At 69.9% G+C, this 17,566-nt stretch carries 19 protein-coding genes and 1 tRNA gene; 8 read left to right on the top strand and 12 right to left on the bottom strand.

All coding sequences use genetic code 11. From position 1 onward, the window contains the following. Positions 1–36 precede the first annotated feature (36 nt). Both TMO_RS16085 and TMO_RS16090 read left to right on the top strand, forming a co-directional pair. Positions 37–924: a prephenate dehydratase gene (locus TMO_RS16085; RefSeq protein ID WP_014746707.1), complete on the top strand. Its 888-nt coding sequence runs from the start codon at positions 37–39 to the stop codon at positions 922–924. A gap of 81 nt (positions 925–1,005) precedes the next feature. After that, a complete protein-coding gene (locus TMO_RS16090; RefSeq protein WP_014746708.1) occupies positions 1,006–1,353 on the top strand; it encodes a DMT family transporter in 348 nt (115 codons plus the stop codon). Between the two features lie 67 nt (positions 1,354–1,420). On the opposite strand, the gene TMO_RS16095 is transcribed toward TMO_RS16090, so the two are convergent. The 4 genes from TMO_RS16095 to TMO_RS16110 form a co-directional block, all read right to left on the bottom strand. Then, positions 1,421–2,065 carry a helix-turn-helix domain-containing protein gene (locus TMO_RS16095; RefSeq protein WP_014746709.1) on the bottom strand — a complete coding sequence of 215 codons (645 nt, stop codon included), beginning with the start codon at positions 2,063–2,065 and terminating at the stop codon, positions 1,421–1,423. A 248-nt stretch (positions 2,066–2,313) separates the two neighbouring features. Next, entirely contained in the window at positions 2,314–3,183 is an 870-nt protein-coding gene (locus tag TMO_RS16100; protein WP_014746710.1) for a branched-chain amino acid aminotransferase, read from the bottom strand. 303 nt (positions 3,184–3,486) lie between these two features. Beyond that, complete coding sequence (locus TMO_RS16105; RefSeq protein WP_014746711.1) at positions 3,487–6,123, bottom strand: ABC transporter permease; 2,637 nt, start codon at positions 6,121–6,123, stop codon at positions 3,487–3,489. Further along, on the bottom strand, positions 6,120–6,809 hold the full coding sequence (locus tag TMO_RS16110; protein WP_014746712.1) for an ABC transporter ATP-binding protein: 690 nt from the start codon (positions 6,807–6,809) through the stop codon (positions 6,120–6,122). The genes TMO_RS16105 and TMO_RS16110 overlap by 4 nt, the downstream gene beginning before the upstream one ends. Positions 6,810–7,047: 238 nt before the next feature. Here TMO_RS16110 and TMO_RS16115 point away from each other — a divergent pair, with 238 nt between their 5' ends. Together TMO_RS16115 and TMO_RS30515 are read left to right on the top strand one after the other, a co-directional pair. Then, a complete protein-coding gene (locus tag TMO_RS16115; RefSeq protein ID WP_014746713.1) occupies positions 7,048–7,701 on the top strand; it encodes an arylesterase in 654 nt (217 codons plus the stop codon). A gap of 122 nt (positions 7,702–7,823) precedes the next feature. Beyond that, positions 7,824–8,567 carry an SRPBCC family protein gene (locus tag TMO_RS30515; RefSeq protein ID WP_014746714.1) on the top strand — a complete coding sequence of 248 codons (744 nt, stop codon included), beginning with the start codon at positions 7,824–7,826 and terminating at the stop codon, positions 8,565–8,567. A gap of 45 nt (positions 8,568–8,612) precedes the next feature. Here the strand turns inward: TMO_RS30515 and TMO_RS16125 are convergent, their stop codons facing one another. The 5 genes from TMO_RS16125 to TMO_RS16145 all read right to left on the bottom strand — a co-directional run bounded on the left by TMO_RS16125 (position 8,613) and on the right by TMO_RS16145 (position 12,906). Then, positions 8,613–9,143, bottom strand: coding sequence for a gamma carbonic anhydrase family protein (locus tag TMO_RS16125; RefSeq protein ID WP_014746715.1), 531 nt, complete (start codon positions 9,141–9,143; stop codon positions 8,613–8,615). Positions 9,144–9,180: 37 nt separating this feature from the next. After that, complete coding sequence (locus tag TMO_RS16130; protein WP_014746716.1) at positions 9,181–10,440, bottom strand: CaiB/BaiF CoA transferase family protein; 1,260 nt, start codon at positions 10,438–10,440, stop codon at positions 9,181–9,183. Positions 10,441–10,487: 47 nt separating this feature from the next. Continuing rightward, positions 10,488–11,435: a hydroxymethylglutaryl-CoA lyase gene (locus TMO_RS16135; protein ID WP_014746717.1), complete on the bottom strand. Its 948-nt coding sequence runs from the start codon at positions 11,433–11,435 to the stop codon at positions 10,488–10,490. Between the two features lie 125 nt (positions 11,436–11,560). Further along, positions 11,561–12,484: a LysR family transcriptional regulator gene (locus tag TMO_RS16140; RefSeq protein ID WP_014746718.1), complete on the bottom strand. Its 924-nt coding sequence runs from the start codon at positions 12,482–12,484 to the stop codon at positions 11,561–11,563. Further along, positions 12,481–12,906 (bottom strand): DUF427 domain-containing protein, encoded by a 426-nt coding sequence (locus TMO_RS16145; protein ID WP_014746719.1) that lies wholly within the window; start codon positions 12,904–12,906, stop codon positions 12,481–12,483. The genes TMO_RS16140 and TMO_RS16145 overlap by 4 nt, the downstream gene beginning before the upstream one ends. A 203-nt stretch (positions 12,907–13,109) precedes the next feature. Here TMO_RS16145 and TMO_RS16150 point away from each other — a divergent pair, with 203 nt between their 5' ends. Continuing rightward, a complete protein-coding gene (locus TMO_RS16150) occupies positions 13,110–13,952 on the top strand; it encodes an alpha/beta fold hydrolase (protein ID WP_014746720.1) in 843 nt (280 codons plus the stop codon). Here the strand turns inward: TMO_RS16150 and TMO_RS16155 are convergent. Beyond that, positions 13,912–14,670 (bottom strand): HXXEE domain-containing protein, encoded by a 759-nt coding sequence (locus TMO_RS16155; protein ID WP_014746721.1) that lies wholly within the window; start codon positions 14,668–14,670, stop codon positions 13,912–13,914. The two genes, TMO_RS16150 and TMO_RS16155, sit on opposite strands and share 41 nt — an antisense overlap. A 140-nt stretch (positions 14,671–14,810) precedes the next feature. Here TMO_RS16155 and TMO_RS16160 point away from each other — a divergent pair, with 140 nt between their 5' ends. Continuing rightward, positions 14,811–15,116 (top strand): DUF1778 domain-containing protein, encoded by a 306-nt coding sequence (locus TMO_RS16160; protein WP_014746722.1) that lies wholly within the window; start codon positions 14,811–14,813, stop codon positions 15,114–15,116. Positions 15,117–15,118: 2 nt separating this feature from the next. Next, positions 15,119–15,634, top strand: coding sequence for a GNAT family N-acetyltransferase (locus TMO_RS16165; RefSeq protein WP_041605042.1), 516 nt, complete (start codon positions 15,119–15,121; stop codon positions 15,632–15,634). Between the two features lie 250 nt (positions 15,635–15,884). On the opposite strand, the gene TMO_RS16170 is transcribed toward TMO_RS16165, so the two are convergent. Further along, positions 15,885–15,961 (bottom strand) — tRNA-Arg (locus TMO_RS16170). A 135-nt stretch (positions 15,962–16,096) separates the two neighbouring features. Next, a complete protein-coding gene (locus TMO_RS16175) occupies positions 16,097–17,077 on the bottom strand; it encodes an ABC transporter ATP-binding protein (RefSeq protein WP_014746724.1) in 981 nt (326 codons plus the stop codon). A 229-nt stretch (positions 17,078–17,306) separates the two neighbouring features. On the opposite strand from TMO_RS16175, the gene TMO_RS16180 reads away from it, so the two are divergent. Then, positions 17,307–17,486: a zinc-finger domain-containing protein gene (locus tag TMO_RS16180; protein WP_014746725.1), complete on the top strand. Its 180-nt coding sequence runs from the start codon at positions 17,307–17,309 to the stop codon at positions 17,484–17,486. The last annotated feature ends 80 nt before the right edge of the window (positions 17,487–17,566 follow it).

The following is a 17,566-nucleotide window of genomic DNA, read 5'->3' on the forward strand; positions in this document are numbered from 1 at the left end:
GATGCCGGCCCCTGCCATTCCAGCCGGAATCGATCGATGCCCGCCGCCCAGGACATGCCCGCCACGCCAGCCCGCTCCATCGCTTTCCAGGGCCAGCCCGGTGCCTATTCCCACATGGCGTGCCTGGAGATGTTTCCCGAGCTGGTCCCTCTGCCCTGCCCGACCTTCGCCGATGCGATCGAGGCGGTGCGCGAGGGCAAGGCCGACCGGGCGATGATCCCGATCGACAATACCCTGGCCGGCCGGGTCGCGGATGTGCACCGGCTGCTGCCGACCTCCGGGCTCCATCTGACCGGCGAGCATTTCATGCGGGTCAGCCACTGCCTGCTGGGCGCACCCGGGGCGCGTCTGGCCCAGGTGAAGACGGCGCTCAGCCACGTCCACGCCCTTGGCCAGTGCCACCGCTTCATGGACGCGCACGGCATCCGGCCGGTGATCCATTCCGACACCGCCAGTGCCGCCGCCCGGGTGGCCGAGCTGCGTGACCCGGCGGTTGCCGCCATCGCCTCGCGGCTTTCGGCCGACATCTACGGCCTGGACGTGCTGGCCGAGGCGATCGAGGATGCCGAGCACAACACCACCCGCTTCGTGGTGATGATGCGCGAACCGGTGATCCCGGCGCCGGATAACGGGCTGGTGGTGACCAGTTTCCTGTTCCAGGTGCGCAATGTGCCGGCGGCGCTCTACAAGGCGCTGGGCGGCTTCGCCACCAACGGCGTCAACATGACCAAGCTCGAGAACTATCTGATCGACGGCGCCTTCACGCCGGCGGTGTTCTATGCCGAGATCGAGGGCCACCCGGAAAACCGGGCCGTGGCGCTGGCGATGGAGGAGCTGGGCTTCTTCTCGACCGATGTCCGCATCCTGGGCGTCTATCCGGCAAGCCCGCGCCGGCAGCAGGATCCGGACGCCAGCGCCCGCTGACCGGCCCGTCACGTTACGTTCGTCACGGTTACACCCGTCACGGGCACACCCGTCACACTCACACGCGGAGATCTGCAGGCCATGGGTGGCAGCGGAATGGGTGCGGGCCTTGCCTGGGTGCTGCTTGCCGGCGCCATCATGGCTGAAATCGTCGCCACCACCTCGATGAAGATGTCGGCCGGCCTCACCCGGCTCGGGCCGACGGCGGTGATGGTGGTGGGCTATCTGATCGCCTTCGGCCTGCTTGCGGTCGCGCTCAAGCGGATCGAGATCGGCGTCGCCTACGCCATCTGGTCGGGGGTGGGCACGGCGGCCATCGCCACCATCGGCGTGCTGGCCTTCGGCGAAAGCATGAACACGATCAAACTGGTCTCTCTGGGGTTGATCGTGCTGGGCGTGATCGGCCTGAACCTGTCGGGCGGCCACTGAGCCCACCTCGCCTGCCAGGCCCCCGCCCCCCCGGCGTGTCGCGCGCCGCCGGGGAAAGCGGGAAGGCTCAATCCCGGCCGTCGCGCAGATCGCGGATGTCGCCGATCACCACCAGGGCCACGGCCGGGCCCTCGCCCAGATTGGCGTATTGATGCGCGACATGGGCCTGATAGAAGATCGCATCGCCGCGCTGAAGCACGTGGTTGATGCCGCCGACGGTGACGCCCAGCCGGCCTTCCACCACCACCAGATATTCCTCGACGCCATAGCGATGGCCGACGAAGGGCCCCGCCGTCGCCCCCTGGGGCACGGTCACCTGAACCAGGTCCAGCCCGCGCGAGGGGAAGATCGGCGACATCGACCGGCGCTCGAAACCGGTCTCGGGGTCGACGAAGGCCGCCTGATCGGCGCGGCGCAACACCAGCACGTCGTGGCGGTCATGTTCGCCCAGCAGGCTGGAGATGGTGACGCCCAGCCCGGCGGCCAGCCGCGCCACGGTCGCCGCCGAAGGGCTGGCCTCACCGCGTTCGACCTTGGAGATCATCGACTTCGAGACGCCGGCCTTCTCGGCCAGCGTCTGCAGCGTCATGCCGCGGTCGCGGCGAAGCTCGCGGATGCGCCGGGAGACACGGCTCTCGATCTGGCCTGCCTCGCCTGGTGCAACGCCGTCCTCGTCGTCTTCGGGTACAGACCCGGTGTCGTCGATGCTCATGATGTTCCTCGGGGTCGCTGACGCTGATCCGGTCGTCGCCAGCGCGTTCGGGGGCGCGCCGCCGGAAGTGGCCCGAGAATAACCGCGGGCACCGGTCCCGGTCCAGGTACCGTGAGGGATCGGGTGGAATTCTGTCCAATGGGCGCAGGCGCCCGACGCCGGCCGTCGTTTTTCATCTCCCGAAACGATGGCGGCGGCCGCAGAGCTGTCCGCTCCACGGCCGCCGCCGGATCGTCGGATGCGCCGGATCAATAGGCCTGATCGCGCGCCCAGGCGAAATACAGATCCCAGGCCTTGCGGGCGATCGGGCCCGGCTGAAGATTGCGATCCTCGATCCGGTTGACGCTCGCCACCTTGTTGAAGTTGCCGGTCGAGAACAGCTCGTCGGCATCCTTCAGCTCGTCATAGGTGATCGAGCGCTCGACCACTTCGATACCGTCGGCAGCGAACAGCTCCATCACCCGCTTGCGGGTGACGCCGGCCAGGAACGTGCCGTTCAGCTTCGGGGTGTGGACCACGCCGTCCTTGACCATGAACAGATTGGCCGAGGCGAATTCGGCGACATTGCCCTCGGGGTCGAGCATGACCGGGTTATCGATGCCGCGGCGCGCGCCTTCATTCAGCGCCCGGCCAGTCATCGGATAAAGGCAGGCCGCCTTGGCGTCGGTGGGCGCCATGTCGGGCCCTGGCCGGCGATAAGGGCTGAGCCCGGTCGAGAAGCTGCCCATCTCGTTCGAGAACGGAATGGCGAAGACCGTCATCACGAATTTCGTGCTGTCGGGGTTCACCTGCACCATGCCGTCATCAGCATACATCACCGGACGGATATAGGTCGCCACGTCGCGCGGGAAGCGCTTCACACCGTCGATCGCGGTGCCGATCACGGTGTCGAGATCGACCTTCGGCTCCAGTTCGAACGACTTCGCCGAGCGGAGCAGGCGGGCGCAATGCCCCTCGAGATCGGGTACCACGCCGTCGAAAGAGCGCGCGCCGTCGAAGACCATCGAGGCGAACTGATAGCCCTGGGACATCGGTCCCATGATCGGCGGATTGCCTTCGACCCAGCGGCCGTCGATATACGACCAGGCCGCCAGGCTCGACAGATTGGCGAATGCCATGGGGTGCTGCTCCTGCAAGCGATGCCGCTGCCGGTTGCGATCCTGCACGGAAGCGGCGGGCCCGCGGGACACGGCCGGGGTTGAAACCGGGGTCTCGGGAGGGTCCGGAGGCTCGGGCGCCGGGGGCGGGGCAGCGGGACGTCACTATGCCGGCGCCGCCCTCCGCACGGGGAGCGGGCATCCGGCATGTTCTGAAAGAAAGCATACTCCCTTGCCGCCAACTGTCAAAGCGAAGCAGTCGGCGTTTTATCGCGTCATACGTTCTTTTCGCCCTTGCCCGGCAACCCTCAGAGCCGGCGAGCTTCACAGACCGGCCCGTTCGCGCAGGATCCGCGCCGGCGGCACGCGCAGCGCGCCGGCCACCGCCGCCAGCCCCACAACCAGGGCGAGGCCGATGCCCGCCAGGGCCGACGCCGCCACCGGCAGCATCGAGAAGGCGAAATCGATCTCCAGCAGCCAGCGGGTGATCGCCCAGGCGGCCAGCGTGCCGCCGGCCGCCCCGATCAGCCCCACCACCACCGCCACGATCAGGAATTCGATCGCAAGCCCGGCGGCGATGGTCCGGCGTGAGGCACCGACAACCTTCATCATCACCGCATCGAAGCGCCGCTTGGACTGGGCAGCCAGAACCGCTGCGGCCAACACCAGCGCCCCCGCCGCCAGCACGGCGATTGCAGTGATCCGCACCGCACCGGCCACCCCCTCGATCAGCGCGCCGGCCTGGCGCACGGCATCGCCGACGCTGACCGCCGAGACATTGGGGAAGCGGTCGGTGACCTCGACCATCAGACCTTCGGCTGCAGCCGGGTCGCCCGAAACGGTGGCGATATGGGTGGCCGGCGCCCCGGCAAGGGCGCCCGGCGACAGCACCATCACGAAGTTGAGCGACAGATCCAGCCATTCGATCCGCCTGAGATTGGCGATCTCCACCGTGATGGTCCGGCCCAGAACCAGCACATCCAGCCGGTCGCCGATCTTCGCGCCCATGCCCCGGGCCAGTTCGTCATCGATCGAGACCAGCGGCGGCCCGGCATAATCGGCCGGCCACCAGCTGCCTTCGGTCAGCCGGGTACCCTCGGGCATCTCTGCCGACCAGGACATGCCGACCTCGCCGCGGATCGCCCAGCGCTCGCGCTCCACCACATCCGCCTCGTCGATCACCTGGCCGTTCAGCGCCCGGATCCGGCCACGCAGCGTCGGCATGCGGGCAAGGTTCTCCGGCCCCACCGCCTCGGCCGCCAGGCGATCGAAGACCGGCACCTGGTCCGGCTGGATGTCCAGGAAGAAGTATTGCGGCGCCCGCGCAGGCAGGCTGCGGTCGATCAGCCGGGTGAGGTTGTCCTGCACCAGGGCAAGGGCGGTCAGCACCATCAGCCCGGCACCGAGTGCGGCTGCAATCTCGGCCGTGGGCGCCCCGGGGCGGCGCAGCCCCGCGACCCCCAGGCGCAGGGCCGGCCGCCCCGGCACCCGCACCCGCCGCGCCACCGCCGCAATCCCGATCGAGGCCGCACGGAAGACCAGCAGCGCCACCGAGATCGACAGGATGGCGACCCCGGCCAGCATCGGATCCGCAGCACCGCCCACCACCAGGGCCACGACCAGCGTGCCCGCGGCAAGACCGGTCAGAATTCCCCGGCGGCCGGTGCGGGCGGCCAGCGGCACCACCGCCGCCCGCAGCAGATCGGCGGGCCGCACGCCCGAGGCACGCCCCAGGGCCGGGGCGGTGAAGGCGATCGCCACCCCGGCGCCGATCAGCGCGGCACGCGCCAGAGGCAGCAGGTAGAGGTCGGGCAGGATGGGTGTCGGCAGCAGCCCGTCGGCGAAGCCGGCGGCGATCCAGGGCACCGTCGCCCCCGCCACGACACCGATCAGGATGCCGAGCGCCGCCACCACGGCCATCTGCATCATGTAGACCACGAAAACCGCCGCCGGGCCCAGCGCCAGCGCCTTCAGCACCGCAACGGTGCGAGCCCGCGCCTCCAGATGCGCCCGGGCGGCGCCGGCAACGCCGATGCCGCCGATGGCGAGTGCGGCCAGCGCCACCAGTTCCAGATGGGTCGCCAGCCGGTCGACGAAGCCCGCCAGGCCGGGATTGGCCCGGTCGAGGGTGCGGGCGCGCCAGCTCTCGGCCGGCCAGGCCGCCTCAAGCGCCTCCACGGTGGCGGTGGGGGAAACACCAGGCGCCAGCAAAGCACGGGTCATGTGGCGGGAGATCGTGCCCGGCGCATCCAGCCCCGCCCGGGCGAGCCCGGCTTGCCCGATCACCACCCGGGGCCCGAGCGCGAAGCCGAACCCGCCCTGATCGGGCTGGGCGATCAGCCGGCCGCGAATGGTGAAATCGGCCCCGCCCAGCTGCACGACATCACCCGGGGCAAGCCGCAACCGCGCAAGCAGGGTGCCCTCGGCCAGCAGCCCATCAGCCCCCAACGCCGCAGCCGGTGACCCCGTGATCGGCGGCTCCGTCTCCATCCGGCCCACCAGCGGATAGGCCGCATCCACCGCCAGCACCTGGACCAGGGCGCGGTCATTGACCGGCGCACCCGGCGCCGCCCCCCGTACCGCACCCCGGGCCCGGACCTCGTCCGGCGTCAGGCGGACCATGCCGCGCAGGTCGACCACGGCCGAGATCGCCGCGGACCGCGCCGCCAGATCGGCCCGGACCGCATCGGGCAGCGGCCGGCCGGTGGTGGCGAGCTCCAGATCACCGCCCAGCAGGGCGCGGGCATCGCGGGCCTGGCCGGCGACCACCGCGGCATCCAGCGCGCCGATGCCGGCCATCGCCGCCACACCCAGCGCCAGAGAGGCGAGCACGATGGCGAACCCGCCGACCCCCCGGCGCAGATCGCGCAGGGCGAAGCGGATCAGCGCCCGCCAGGGCAGGCCGCGCGCAGACGGCACGGCATGTGAGGCGCGGCCGGCGACCGTTTCGCCCGCGCTCATGGCCGAACCTCGGCCGGAAGCCCCGCCGCTTCGGACAGGCGGCCGTCTTCGATCCGCACCACCCGGTCGGCGCGGCGGGCAAGCGCCTCGTCATGGGTGATGACCATGACCGCGGCCCCGGTCTCGTCGCGATAGCCGAACAGCGCATCGGAAATCAGCCGCGCCGTGGCCCGGTCCAGATTGCCGGTCGGCTCGTCGGCGAGCAGCAGCGACGGGCGATGCACCACCGCCCGGGCAAAGGCCACCCGCTGCTGTTCACCCCCCGACAGGGCTGCCGGATAATGATCGAGACGAGGCCCCAGCCCCACCTGTTCCAGCGCCGCCCGGGCGCGGTCGTCGGCATCGACCGCCCCGGCCAGTTCCAGCGGCAGGGCGACGTTCTCGCGCGCGGTCAGCGTCGGAATCAGGTGGAAAGCCTGGAAGACGATCCCGATATGTCGGGCGCGGAGCCGGGCCAGGCCATCCTCGTCGAGCCGGCCCAGATCCTGGCCCGCGATCTCCACCCGGCCGGCGCTCGCCCGCTCCAGCCCCGCAACGATCGCGAGCAGTGTCGACTTGCCCGCGCCCGAGGGCCCCAGCACCGCCAGCGTGCGCCCGGCTTCGAGATCGAGATCGACCGATTTCAGCACGTCGACCGCGGCGGATCCGCGGCCGAACGACACCGACACCTGTTGCAGCCGGATCATGAGATTGAGGAGCCTCCCAGACGTGACCCTGTTCCGACCGACCGATGCCGGCCCCTGCGACCATCCCCGCCATGCCCCGGGCACGGACAATGCCCGTCGCACGCACGGATCTCCGTCGCCATATGGCGCCGCGACGGGCGGGATCAAACCGGAAGCCCGTTCCGACGAAGCGGCGGTGTCGGTTTCACCACACACCCTTCCTTCACGGGCAGGCTGCGGATCTCCGACGCGGCGGGCGGTGCTGGGGCTGATCGGCCTCGGCCTCACCGCCCTTCTTGTCCGCCCCGGCCCCCTCGGCGCCGCAGAGAACCAGCCGCTGATCCTGGCGCTCGGCGACAGCCTGACCGCCGGCTATGGCCTGCCGGAAGGCGAGGGCCTGGTGCCGCAGCTTGAAGCCGCCCTGGCCGCCGCCGGCCGGCCGGCACAGGTTGAGAATGCCGGGGTTTCGGGCGACACCACCGCCGGTGGTCGGGCCCGGCTCGACTGGGCCCTGGGGGGCCTGCCCCGCCAGCCGGATCTGGTGATCGTGGCACTCGGCGCCAACGACGCCCTGCGCGGCATCGCCCCCGACGAGGCCAAGGCCAATCTGGACGCCATTCTGGACACGCTCGGCCGCAAGGGCCTGCCGGTGCTGCTGGTCGGCATGCTGGCCCCGACCAATTGGGGCCCGGACTATCGCAGGGCCTTCGATGCCATTTATCCCGATCTCGCCGGCACCCACGACGTGCCGCTCGACCCCTTCATTCTGGAGGGCGTGGCGCTGGAGCCGTCACTCGTTCAGCCCGACGGTCTGCACCCGAATGTGGCGGGGGTGGAGAAGATGGCGGCACGGCTGGCACCCGTGGTGATCGGGGCACTTGATGCCCGGAAGGTGCCGAAGGTGAGTGACTGATTGAACACAATGAAGCGCAGGCTGTCCCCCGTCCGCAGGAATGCTAGGATCGCATCAGGAATGCCCCACGCCGGCAGCCTGTTCCGACCGGCGGCAGACGATACGGAAGGACGAGGAAACCCATGGAGCTTTCGGGCGAATACCGCATCCCCGCCGCCCCTGAGACGGTCTGGGCAAAGCTGGTCGATCCGGCAGCGCTCAAGGACTGCATTCCAGGCTGCCAGTCGGTCGAGCAGACCGGCGAAAACCAGTATGCCGCCGTCGTCACCGCCAAGATCGGCCCGGTGAAGGCGACCTTCAACGGCCAGGTGACCCTGTCGGATTTCGATCCGCCGAAGAGCTACCGCATTGCGGGCGAGGGCAAGGGCGGTGCTGCCGGCTTCGGCAAGGGCACCGCCGATGTGACGCTGGAGCCCGACGGCGCGGGCGGCACCATCCTGCGCTACACGGCCGATGCCCAGGTCGGCGGCAAGATGGCCCAGCTCGGCGCCCGGCTGATTCAGGGCACGGTGCAGAAGCTGGCCGACGAATTCTTCGCCAAATTCGCCGAACTCGCTGCGGCAAGTGAACCGGCCGCCCCGGCGGCTGCACCTGCCGCAGCCCCCGCGCCGGCAGACACCCCTCAGCCGGCACCGCAACCCGATCACGGAGCCCCGGTCTCGCCGGCCGCCGCCGGCATGAGCGCGGGCATCTCGCCGGCCGCGGCGGCGATGGATATCGCCGGCCATAACGGCCATGACCATGACGATCACGGCCATGACGATCATGGTCACGGCCATGGCAGCCACGGCAAGGGCGCGAACCCCGTCGTCTGGCTGGGCGCGCTGGTGGTCGTCTCGCTGGTGATGGTGCTGCTGTTCGGCTGAAGGCCGGACGGCTGATGACGCGGTCTCCCGACGGGACCGCGTCGGTCAGCCGACGACGCGCAACCCCGTCCTGAACCGTGCCGCATTGCGGACATAGCCCTCGGCCGAGCCCTGCAGCATCGCAAGCGCTGCCGCGTCGAGCTGGCGCACCGCCTTTGCGGGGGAGCCCAGGATCAGGCTGCCCTCTGGGAATTCCTTGCCTTCGGTCACCAACGCATGGGCGCCGACCAGGCAGTTGGCACCGATCCGGGCGCCGTTCAGGATGGTGGCACCGATGCCGATCAGGGTGTTGTCGCCGATGGTGCAGCCATGGACCATGGCGTGGTGGCCGATGGTGACGCCGGTGCCGATGGTGAGCGGCACGCCCCGGTCGGTATGGAGCGTGGCGCCGTCCTGGACATTGGTCCGGTCGCCGACCGCGATCAGGTCGTTGTCGCCGCGCAGCACCGCCCCGAACCAGATGCCGACATCCAGCCCCAGCCGCACCCATCCGATGACATGGGCATCGGGGGCGATCCAGATCCGGGCCGGATCGGCGATCTCGGGTTCCAGGTCGTCCAGGGCATAGAGCGGCATCGGCAGGGTCTCCTCTGGCGGGTGGCGGGCGGTCCGGTCAGTCGGCCGCCTTGGATGGGGGCGCCGTCACGACGCCCGCTGCCAGGATATCGCCGATCTCGGTCTCCGACAGTCCCGCCTCGCGCAGCAGCTCGATACCGTGCTCACCCGCCGCGGGCGGCTGGCGGCGCAGACCCGGCCGCCCGCCGGGCAGATGCACCGGCAGGGCCGGAATGCCGGCCCGCGCAGCCGCAGGCCCCTCTGCCCGACCTTCCGAAGCCGCAAGCTCCACATCCAGCAGCCCGCCCGAGGCCAGAAGATGCGGGTCGTCAAACAGGTCCGACGGCTTGGCGATCGGCGCGAAGGGCACGCCCAGCCGCTCCAGCCGCGCCATCGCCTCGGCCTTGGTCACCCGCCGGAAGGCGTCGGCCACCCGGGGCAGAAATTCCGGCCGCGCCGCCGCAAGCCGCGGCACGCTGTCCAGCGCCGGATCGGCCAGCAGATCCTCCAGCCCGAAGGCGCCGCAGAAGGCACGCCATTGCCCCATGCTCACCACACCGGCAAAGATCTGCTCGCCGGGCCCGGCCGTGTCGAACACGTCATAGACCGGCCAGGGCTTGCGCATGCCCGGGTCTCCGAAAGGTTCCGGATCGGTCGCCTCGATGGCCGCACGCGCCATGTGCTGGGCGACCAGGATCATGTTGGTCTCGAACAGGCCCGACTGGACCAGCCCGCCGCGGCCGGTGCTCTCGCGCTCGCGCAGCGCCGCCAGGATCGCGATCACCCCGAACATGCCGCCCATGATGTCGTTGACCGAAGATCCGGCGCGCAGCGGCCGGCCACGCGGCCCGGTCATATAGGCAAGCCCGCCCATCATCTGCACCACCTCGTCGAGCGCGGTGCGGTGCTCGTAAGGTCCGGGCAGAAACCCCTTCAGCGCGCAATAGACCAGCCTGGGATTGACCTCGGCCATGGCAGTCGGCCCCAGCCCCAGCGCTTCCATGGCACCGGGGCGGAAATTCTCGATCAGCACATCGGCATCTTCCGCCAGCCGGCGGACCAGGGCCACGCCCTCGGGCCGCTTCAGGTCAATGCACAGGCTGCGCTTGTTGCGGTTGAAGGTCGGGAAGAAGCCGATCGCCGCCCCGGTCAGCCGGCGGGTGGCATCCCCCGCCGGGCCGGGTTCGATCTTCACCACATCGGCGCCCAGATCCGCCAGGATCATGCCGCAGGACGGCCCCATGACCATGTGGGTGAATTCGAGCACGCGCAGACCGGCAAGCGGCAGGGCGGGGGCGTCCGGGGAGGAGACTGGCAAGACGGTATCCTCTTGCAAAGCAGGGGCAGACAGAGGGGAGACGGATATCACCCGGCCATGTGCCAGGTCGGCGGAATGCCGGCAGCGGCAACCCGCCCGTGCAGGGCCTCGCCGGGCAGGCCGGCCGACAGCAGCTCCCGCGCCCGGATCAGCCGGTCCAGATCGATGCCGGTATCGAAGCCCTCGGATTCCAGCAGATAGACCAGATCCTCAGTAGTCACGTTACCGACCGATCCCGGTGCGAAGGGGCAGCCGCCAAGGCCGCCATGGGCGGCGTCGAAACCGCGCACCCCCTCTTCCAGCCCGGCCAGCACATTGGCGAGGCCGGTGCCGAGCGTGTCGTGCAGATGCAGATTGCCAAGCGGCACCGCCCCCAGTTCGGCGCGCACCGCCCGCACCAGCCGGCGGACCTGACGTGGGGTCGCATAGCCCAGTGTATCGGCCAGCGCCACCGCATCGGCCCCGGCCCGGGCCAGCGCGACGGCGGTGTCGATCACGTCCCGCTCCGGTACCACGCCCTGGCGGGAACAGCCGAAGGCGGTGGAGATGCCGGCCTCGATCCGTGGCCGGCCGGGCCCACCATCGTGCAGGCGGGTCACGATGTCGGCCACCGCCGCCACCTGTTCGGCACGGCTGCGGCGGAGATTGGCCTGGCTGTGCGCCTCGCTGGCCGAGACCGGCAGAATGATCGTCGTGGCGCCGGCCGCGATCGCGGCTTCGACGCCCTTCATGTTCGGGGCAAGCACCACGGCATGCAGATCGGGATGGGTAGCACGGACCCGGGCGGTGACCTCGGCGGCATCGGCCATCTGCGGCATCAGGGCGGGCGGCACGAAACTCGCCACCTCCATCTCGCGAAGGCCGGCCGCCACCAGGGCGGCGATCCAGGCAAGCTTGTCGGCCGTGGCCATCACCGCGCGGGCGTTCTGCAACCCGTCACGCGGGCCGACCTCGCGCACGATCACCCGGGGGCGGTCGCTCGTCTCCTGCGTCATCTCCAGATCCTCCCATGCACCTGCGGGTGCAGGCCGTCTGCATGCGGTTTTCTGGAAGAGTGGCTCCTCGGGATACGAAGGGGAATCGCAAAGATGCGGAGGAAGCTTCCGTCATCGACGGAAGCTCAATCTGCCTCACTCAGGCTGGCGAGGTGATCATGCAGCAGCCGCGCCGCAGGCGGCAGCATGGCGGGAGCACGGCCGACCAGCCGCAGACGACGATGTGCCCATGGCTCGGCAATCGCCACGCCCACCAGGCCCAGCGCGGGCGAGAAGATGTCGAACACACCGTCGGGGATGACCGCAACGCCCTGCCCGGCCGCCACCATGCGGATGGCGCTGTCTACCGTCGCCACGCGAAAGGCGGCGCGCGGGTTCAGACCGGCCCGCTCGGCCATGTCGTTCAGCAGCAGGGTGATGGCGCCGCCCTCGATGATCTCGATCAGCGGCTCGCGCAGCAGCTCCCCCAGACCGATGCCCTCTCGGCCAGGCCCGCCTCTGCCGGCAAGCGGGTGACCATCCGGCACCACCGCCAGCAGCCGGTCGCGCCCCCAGGGCCGGCCGGTCAGCCCTTCGGGCAGGGCGGTCCCGATGGTGATGATCCCCAGATCCGCCCGCCCCTCGACCAGCTCGCTCAGAATGGTCAGGCTGGTGCTCTCGATCAGCTCGATTTCGATGCCGGGCCGGGCGTGGCCAAAGGCGGCCAGGGCCTGGGGCAGCGGATGGCCGGCGACCACCGACATGGTCGCCGCCAGCCGCACCCGGCCGAGCCCGCCGCCCGCTACCGCCCGCAGATCATCGGCCAGCCGGTCACCAAAGGCGAACATCGCCCGGGCATGGCGGGCCAGCACCTCCCCCTCGGGGGTGGGGGTGACCCCACGGGCGGCCCGGTCGAGCAGCCGCACCCCAAGTTCCGCCTCCAGCTCCTGGATGCGCTTGGCCGCGGCCGAAACCGCGATGCCGCAGCGCCCGGCGGCACGGGTGACACTGCCGCAATCGATCGCCGCCAGCAGGATCTGCAGGCTCCGCCAGTCCGGGGGCAGGGTCATGCCGGCCCGTCGCCATCGTCTCCGCGACCATCGGTTGCGGGCGCATCATCGGTCTCGATCGCATCCACCCGGTCGGGGTAGAAGGCGAGCCGGCCGCTGATCGAGGCCATGGCGGGCAGCGGATCCTCATAGCTCCAGGCCGCATTCTCGCCACGTGTCCCGGCCGCAGGGATCGAGAAATAGGCCGCCTCGCCCTTATAGGGGCACCAGCTGGTCTGGCTGGTGCGGGCCAGCGCACCCATCGCCACATCGGCGCGCGGCAGGTAGAAGACCGGCGGATACTCGGCCTCCTTCAGCACCACCGCCTTGCGACTGTCGGCGATCACCCGGCCGCCGGCGCGCACCCGGACCCGGCCGGGCCAGGCGGTGACGGTGATCGGATGGTCGGGCCCGGGCACCCGGACCGTGCGTGTTCCGGTCATGGTCTGTCGCTCCTTGCTGGCAGGGGCAGACGCCCTCGACGGCGCCCGATCGGATCTGGCAGATCTGGGCATGACCAGGGCGGGTCGGCAAGGGGTGGGGGCCGGATCATCCCCTCTGCCCGGTGGCTGATCATCCTGCGGGTGATCAATCCTGCCCGCAGGGCTATGCTAGCGGCCATGCCCCGAAAAAGCCCGGACCAGACATGACCCAGATCGCCCCCGCCGAGACTGCCGCCCCGACCGCCCCCGTGGCGCAGGACCACCTGATCCCGACGCCCAGGGGCCGGCTCTTCGCCCGCAGCTGGACGCCGCCCGCTTCGGAGGAACGAGTGGGGGGCGGCGGGGTGCCCATTCTGCTCTTCCATGATTCACTCGGCTGCGTCGCGCTCTGGCGCAGCTTTCCGGAACGGCTCGCCGCCGCCACCGGCCGGCGGGTGATCGCCTATGACCGGCTGGGCTTCGGCCGTTCCGATCCCTACCCCGGCCTGCTGCCGATCGATTTCGTCGCCGCCGAAGCGCGAGAGGCGGTGCCGGCAATCTGTGACGCGCTCGGCATCGACGGCTTCATCGCCTGCGGCCACAGTGTCGGCGGCGGCATGGGCATCCATACCGCCGCCGCCCTTCCCGAGCGTTGCCGGGCGCTTGTGACCATTGCCGCACAGGCCTTCGTCGAGGACCGCACCATCGCCGGGATCGAGGTCGCCAAGGCCGGCTTTCAGCGGCCTGAAGAGCTGGCCAAACTCGCCCGCTATCACGGCGACAAGGCACGCTGGGTGGTCGATGCCTGGACCGAGACCTGGCTGTCACCCGTCTTCGCCGAGTGGACGGTGGATGCGGCCCGTGCCCGGGTGCGCTGCCCGGTGCTCGCAATCCATGGCGAGCTTGACGAATACGGCTCGCCCGAACATCCCCGCCGCATTGCCGGCACCACCGGCACCGCGCGCATCCTGGCCGGCATCGGCCATGTGCCCCACCGCGAATGCGAGGACGACCTGGTGGAGCTGATCAGCGGCTTCCTGGCCGGGGCGGTGCCGGCGGCAGGCTGATCTGCCGCCCTGCCGTCACCCGTGCGACCAGTGCCGGCGGGATCACCGGATTGACGATCTGGATCAGCACCAGCAGGGCCGTTCCGATCCGCCCCGCCAGAAAGGCGACCAGAGAGCCCATCAGCACGGCGTGCAGCAACACCCCGCCCGCAACCGTGCCGGCAACCGCCCGCCGCCCCAGATCGGGCCGGCCCAGCGCCATGCGGAAACTCCACACCGACAGCGGCAGAAACAGAACCAGCGCGGTCAACAGGCCCGGATTATAGGCCCCCTCCACCACGGCCGGCACCAGATGGGCCATGGTGTTCACCGCCGGCACCCCCAGCCAGGCCAGCGCCAGCGCCGGCCGCCGCCGCCCCAGCAGCGCACAGGCGGGCCCCGCCAGCCAGACCACCGGGATGTTCACGGCGGTGATGAAGGCCTCAGGGATCGGACAGGCGGCGGGATCCGGAAAGCCGAAGGTGGCGCACAGCATGCCCCGGAAGGCATAGGGCACCCCCAGCGCATCGACGCCGTGCTCCTCCACCTGATGGAACAGATAGGCCAGCGTCCCCGCCCAGCACAGCCAGACCGGATCCCGCCAGCGCGTGACGGAACGGTCTCCCCGCAATCCCCCACCGGCCAGCACGATCGCCAGCGGCACCGCCAGCACCAGCCCGATCCAGGGCCAGAGGTGCGAGAAGGTCATCGACGGGGGGAAGAGATCGGCGACGGGCATGGGGGCGTCTCCGCTCGGCATGATCCTCGACAGCATCATAGGCCGGGTCACCGACCATGACGATAGCCGCCACAGCATCCTTCATCGTGGGGCAATCAGACGTATAATCGACCCGCCACCACTTTGGCCGGAGCATCCCCATGGCGAACAAGCAGCCCCGCCCCGAGCGGAAGGTGCCAGGCCGGGTCGAACGTCTCGGCTTCCGGCTGGACGAAGAGACCAAGGAACTGATCGAGCGGGCCGCCCATCTGTCGCGGCGCAAGGTGAGTGATTTCTGCGTCACCGCCCTCGTCGAGACCGCCCGCCGCACGATCGCCGAACATGAGACCCTCGCTCTGTCCGACCGGGATCGGGCAGCCTTCTTCGATGCCCTGATCGCGCCCCCCGAACCGAACGACCGGCTCCGCCGCGCCTTCTCGGAACACGGGCGGCGCGTGGTTTCCTGAACATGGCGGCGATGGATCCGGATTTGCGGATCGACGCTCTTGCACCGCATCACGATCGGGCCGGCTTCTCCTGCGGTATCGACGACCTGGATCGCTATCTCGCGACGCAGGCCGGGCAGGATGTACGGCGCAAGGCCAATGGCGTCTTCGTGGTAACGGCCTCCGCCCGACCCGAAACCGTGCTCGGCTACTACACCCTGTGCGCCACCGCGCTTGAGCCGGGAGCGGTCCCCGCTGCTGCCCGGAAGCACATCCCACGCTATCCCCTGGTCAGCGCCACCCTGCTCGGCCGGCTCGCCGTCTCGACGACCTGCCAGGGCACGGGCCTCGGCGCCATCCTCCTCGCCGACGCCCTGCGCCGCGCTTACGCCTCCGCCACGACAATCGGTTCCTGCATGGTGATTGTTGATGCCCTGAACGCACGGGCAGCGGCCTTTTATGCCGCCCATGGCTTCATGCAGCTGTCCGACTCGATGCGGCTGGTGTTGCCTATGGTGGTGGGGAAGCTGGTTTTATGATTCGGCCACATTAACTTTCGACCTCCGTCGGTCGAACGCCACCACGGAGCAAGGAATGAGAGTCTGCATCTATTGCGGCCGTGAAAAACCCGAATGAAGAACTTTCCGACCAATAGATATGGCCTAACGCCTTGGGCAACACAAGTGTAGCAACGGCGCGGCAATAGCCGTCGGGAATCCCGAGCCACCGCACAGAGCTAAAATGCCTGCAACCGGGACCAGCTGATCATGACATTAGGGTAATAGAGAATGGCGCACTCGACAGGATTCGAACCTGTGACCTCCGCCTTCGGAGGGCGGCGCTCTATCCAACTGAGCTACGAGTGCGTGGCCGGGGCGAACCTGCGGCGGACGGCGGGGGTGGCCCCCGGCGTCGAGGCCTGGACATTAGCCGAAGGCGGCGGCGGCGTAAAGTGTTTCGCGCGGGGTTTTCACAGGGGGTGAAAGCCGGGGTGCAGCCGGTCAGGCCGCAGCCTCTCCGGCTGCATCGGATTCGCGGGTCAGGCGCAGGAACAGGTCTTCCAGGTCGGGTTCGCGGGTGGTGATGTCGGCGACCGTCAGCCCGGCGGCGGTCACGGCGGCCAGCAGGCGGCCGACGGGGGTTTCGCTCGGGCGGAAGCGGAAGCAGACGGTGCCGGCCTCGGCATCGACAGCGGCGCCGAAGGCGGCGAGCGGTGCCGGCACCTGGCCCGGGGCCAGGGCCTCGGCCACCCGCACCACCAGTTCCTTGGCATCCAGCTGCGAGAGCAGGGCGTCGGTGCGGTCGCAGGCGATCAGCCGGCCGTGATTGATGATCGCGATCCGGTCGCAGAGTTCCTGCGCCTCTTCCAGATAATGGGTGGTCAGCACCACGGTGGTGCCGGCCGCATTCAGCTCGCGGACATAATCCCAGAGCTTGCGGCGCAGTTCGATGTCGACGCCCGCCGTCGGCTCGTCCAGCACCAGCACCGGCGGGTTGTGGACCATCGCCTTCGCGACCAGCAGCCGGCGGCGCATGCCGCCCGACAGCGTGCGGGCATAGGCATCGGCCTTGTCGTCCAGCCCCACCGCCTTCAGCAGCTCCATGGTCCGGCGTTCGGATTTGGGGACGCCGTAGAAACCGGCCTGCAGCTCCAGCGCCTCGCGCGGGGTGAAGAAGGGGTCGAGCACCAGTTCCTGCGGCACGATGCCGATGGCCAGCCGGGCATCGCGCTGGCGGCGATCGAGATCGCGGCCCCAGATTTCCACCGTGCCCGAGGTCTTGTGGACCATGCCCGCCAGAATGTTGATGAAGGTCGACTTGCCGGCGCCATTGGGGCCGAGCAGCGCGAACATCGATCCGCGCGGCACCTCGAGCGTCACCCCGTGCAGCGCGGTCTTGCCGCCGGCATAGGTCTTGCGCAGCTCGCGGGCCGAGATGGCGAGGTCGGGAGCGGTGGCAGAGGCGGTACGGGTCGGGGACATCGGCGGGGCTTTCCTGGCGGCGGTCACCGGTGGCTGAGCCTTAAGCCCGGCCGGAGGCCGCGGGACGCACTTGCGCATGGGCCGACCTTGGGTATCATCGGGCCACCGTCCGGTCAACGCCGGCCGGCCGGGCAGCGTCATCCGGGCGATGCGCGCGCCGGGCCAGGGCCCTGAATCAGACCGGTCCCAAAACAGATATCGTGTTCAGGCGACATCCGAGGCGAGAAACATGGAACCCGTTGAGACCATCATCGTCGAGCAGACCCAGCTCGCATGCGACGGCGGCGTCGGCGCCCTCGGCCATCCGCGGGTCTTTCTGAACATGGAAGGCAAGGGCTATGTCGACTGCCCCTATTGCGGGCGTCACTATGTGCTGAAGCCCGGCGCCAAGGCCTCGCACGGCCACTGAGCCGGCAGCCGGACGCGACCAGCCGACATCCCGAACCCGGGTCGCCCGCCGCGGCCCGGGTTCTTCGTGTCTGCACCGGC

The organism is Tistrella mobilis KA081020-065, from assembly GCF_000264455.2.
Taxonomy (GTDB): domain Bacteria; phylum Pseudomonadota; class Alphaproteobacteria; order Tistrellales; family Tistrellaceae; genus Tistrella; species Tistrella mobilis.

Bases quoted from the DNA above. Each gene is read 5' to 3' on its own strand.
- TMO_RS16140 (WP_014746718.1), bottom strand. From the start codon at position 12,484: ATGACCCTGCCCCCGGACTGGCGGAGCCTGCAGATCCTGCTGGCGGCG.
- TMO_RS16155 (WP_014746721.1), bottom strand. From the start codon at position 14,670: ATGCCCGTCGCCGATCTCTTCCCCCCGTCGATGACCTTCTCGCACCTC.
- TMO_RS16135 (WP_014746717.1), bottom strand. From the start codon at position 11,435: ATGACGCAGGAGACGAGCGACCGCCCCCGGGTGATCGTGCGCGAGGTC.
- TMO_RS16095 (WP_014746709.1), bottom strand. From the start codon at position 2,065: ATGAGCATCGACGACACCGGGTCTGTACCCGAAGACGACGAGGACGGC.
- TMO_RS16165 (WP_041605042.1), top strand. From the start codon at position 15,119: ATGGCGGCGATGGATCCGGATTTGCGGATCGACGCTCTTGCACCGCAT.
- TMO_RS16100 (WP_014746710.1), bottom strand. From the start codon at position 3,183: ATGGCATTCGCCAATCTGTCGAGCCTGGCGGCCTGGTCGTATATCGAC.
- TMO_RS16110 (WP_014746712.1), bottom strand. From the start codon at position 6,809: ATGATCCGGCTGCAACAGGTGTCGGTGTCGTTCGGCCGCGGATCCGCC.
- TMO_RS16125 (WP_014746715.1), bottom strand. From the start codon at position 9,143: ATGCCGCTCTATGCCCTGGACGACCTGGAACCCGAGATCGCCGATCCG.
- TMO_RS16145 (WP_014746719.1), bottom strand. From the start codon at position 12,906: ATGACCGGAACACGCACGGTCCGGGTGCCCGGGCCCGACCATCCGATC.
- TMO_RS16175 (WP_014746724.1), bottom strand. From the start codon at position 17,077: ATGTCCCCGACCCGTACCGCCTCTGCCACCGCTCCCGACCTCGCCATC.
- TMO_RS16150 (WP_014746720.1), top strand. From the start codon at position 13,110: ATGACCCAGATCGCCCCCGCCGAGACTGCCGCCCCGACCGCCCCCGTG.
- TMO_RS16160 (WP_014746722.1), top strand. From the start codon at position 14,811: ATGGCGAACAAGCAGCCCCGCCCCGAGCGGAAGGTGCCAGGCCGGGTC.
- TMO_RS30515 (WP_014746714.1), top strand. From the start codon at position 7,824: ATGGAGCTTTCGGGCGAATACCGCATCCCCGCCGCCCCTGAGACGGTC.
- TMO_RS16085 (WP_014746707.1), top strand. From the start codon at position 37: ATGCCCGCCGCCCAGGACATGCCCGCCACGCCAGCCCGCTCCATCGCT.
- TMO_RS16180 (WP_014746725.1), top strand. From the start codon at position 17,307: ATGGAACCCGTTGAGACCATCATCGTCGAGCAGACCCAGCTCGCATGC.
- TMO_RS16105 (WP_014746711.1), bottom strand. From the start codon at position 6,123: ATGAGCGCGGGCGAAACGGTCGCCGGCCGCGCCTCACATGCCGTGCCG.
- TMO_RS16090 (WP_014746708.1), top strand. From the start codon at position 1,006: ATGGGTGGCAGCGGAATGGGTGCGGGCCTTGCCTGGGTGCTGCTTGCC.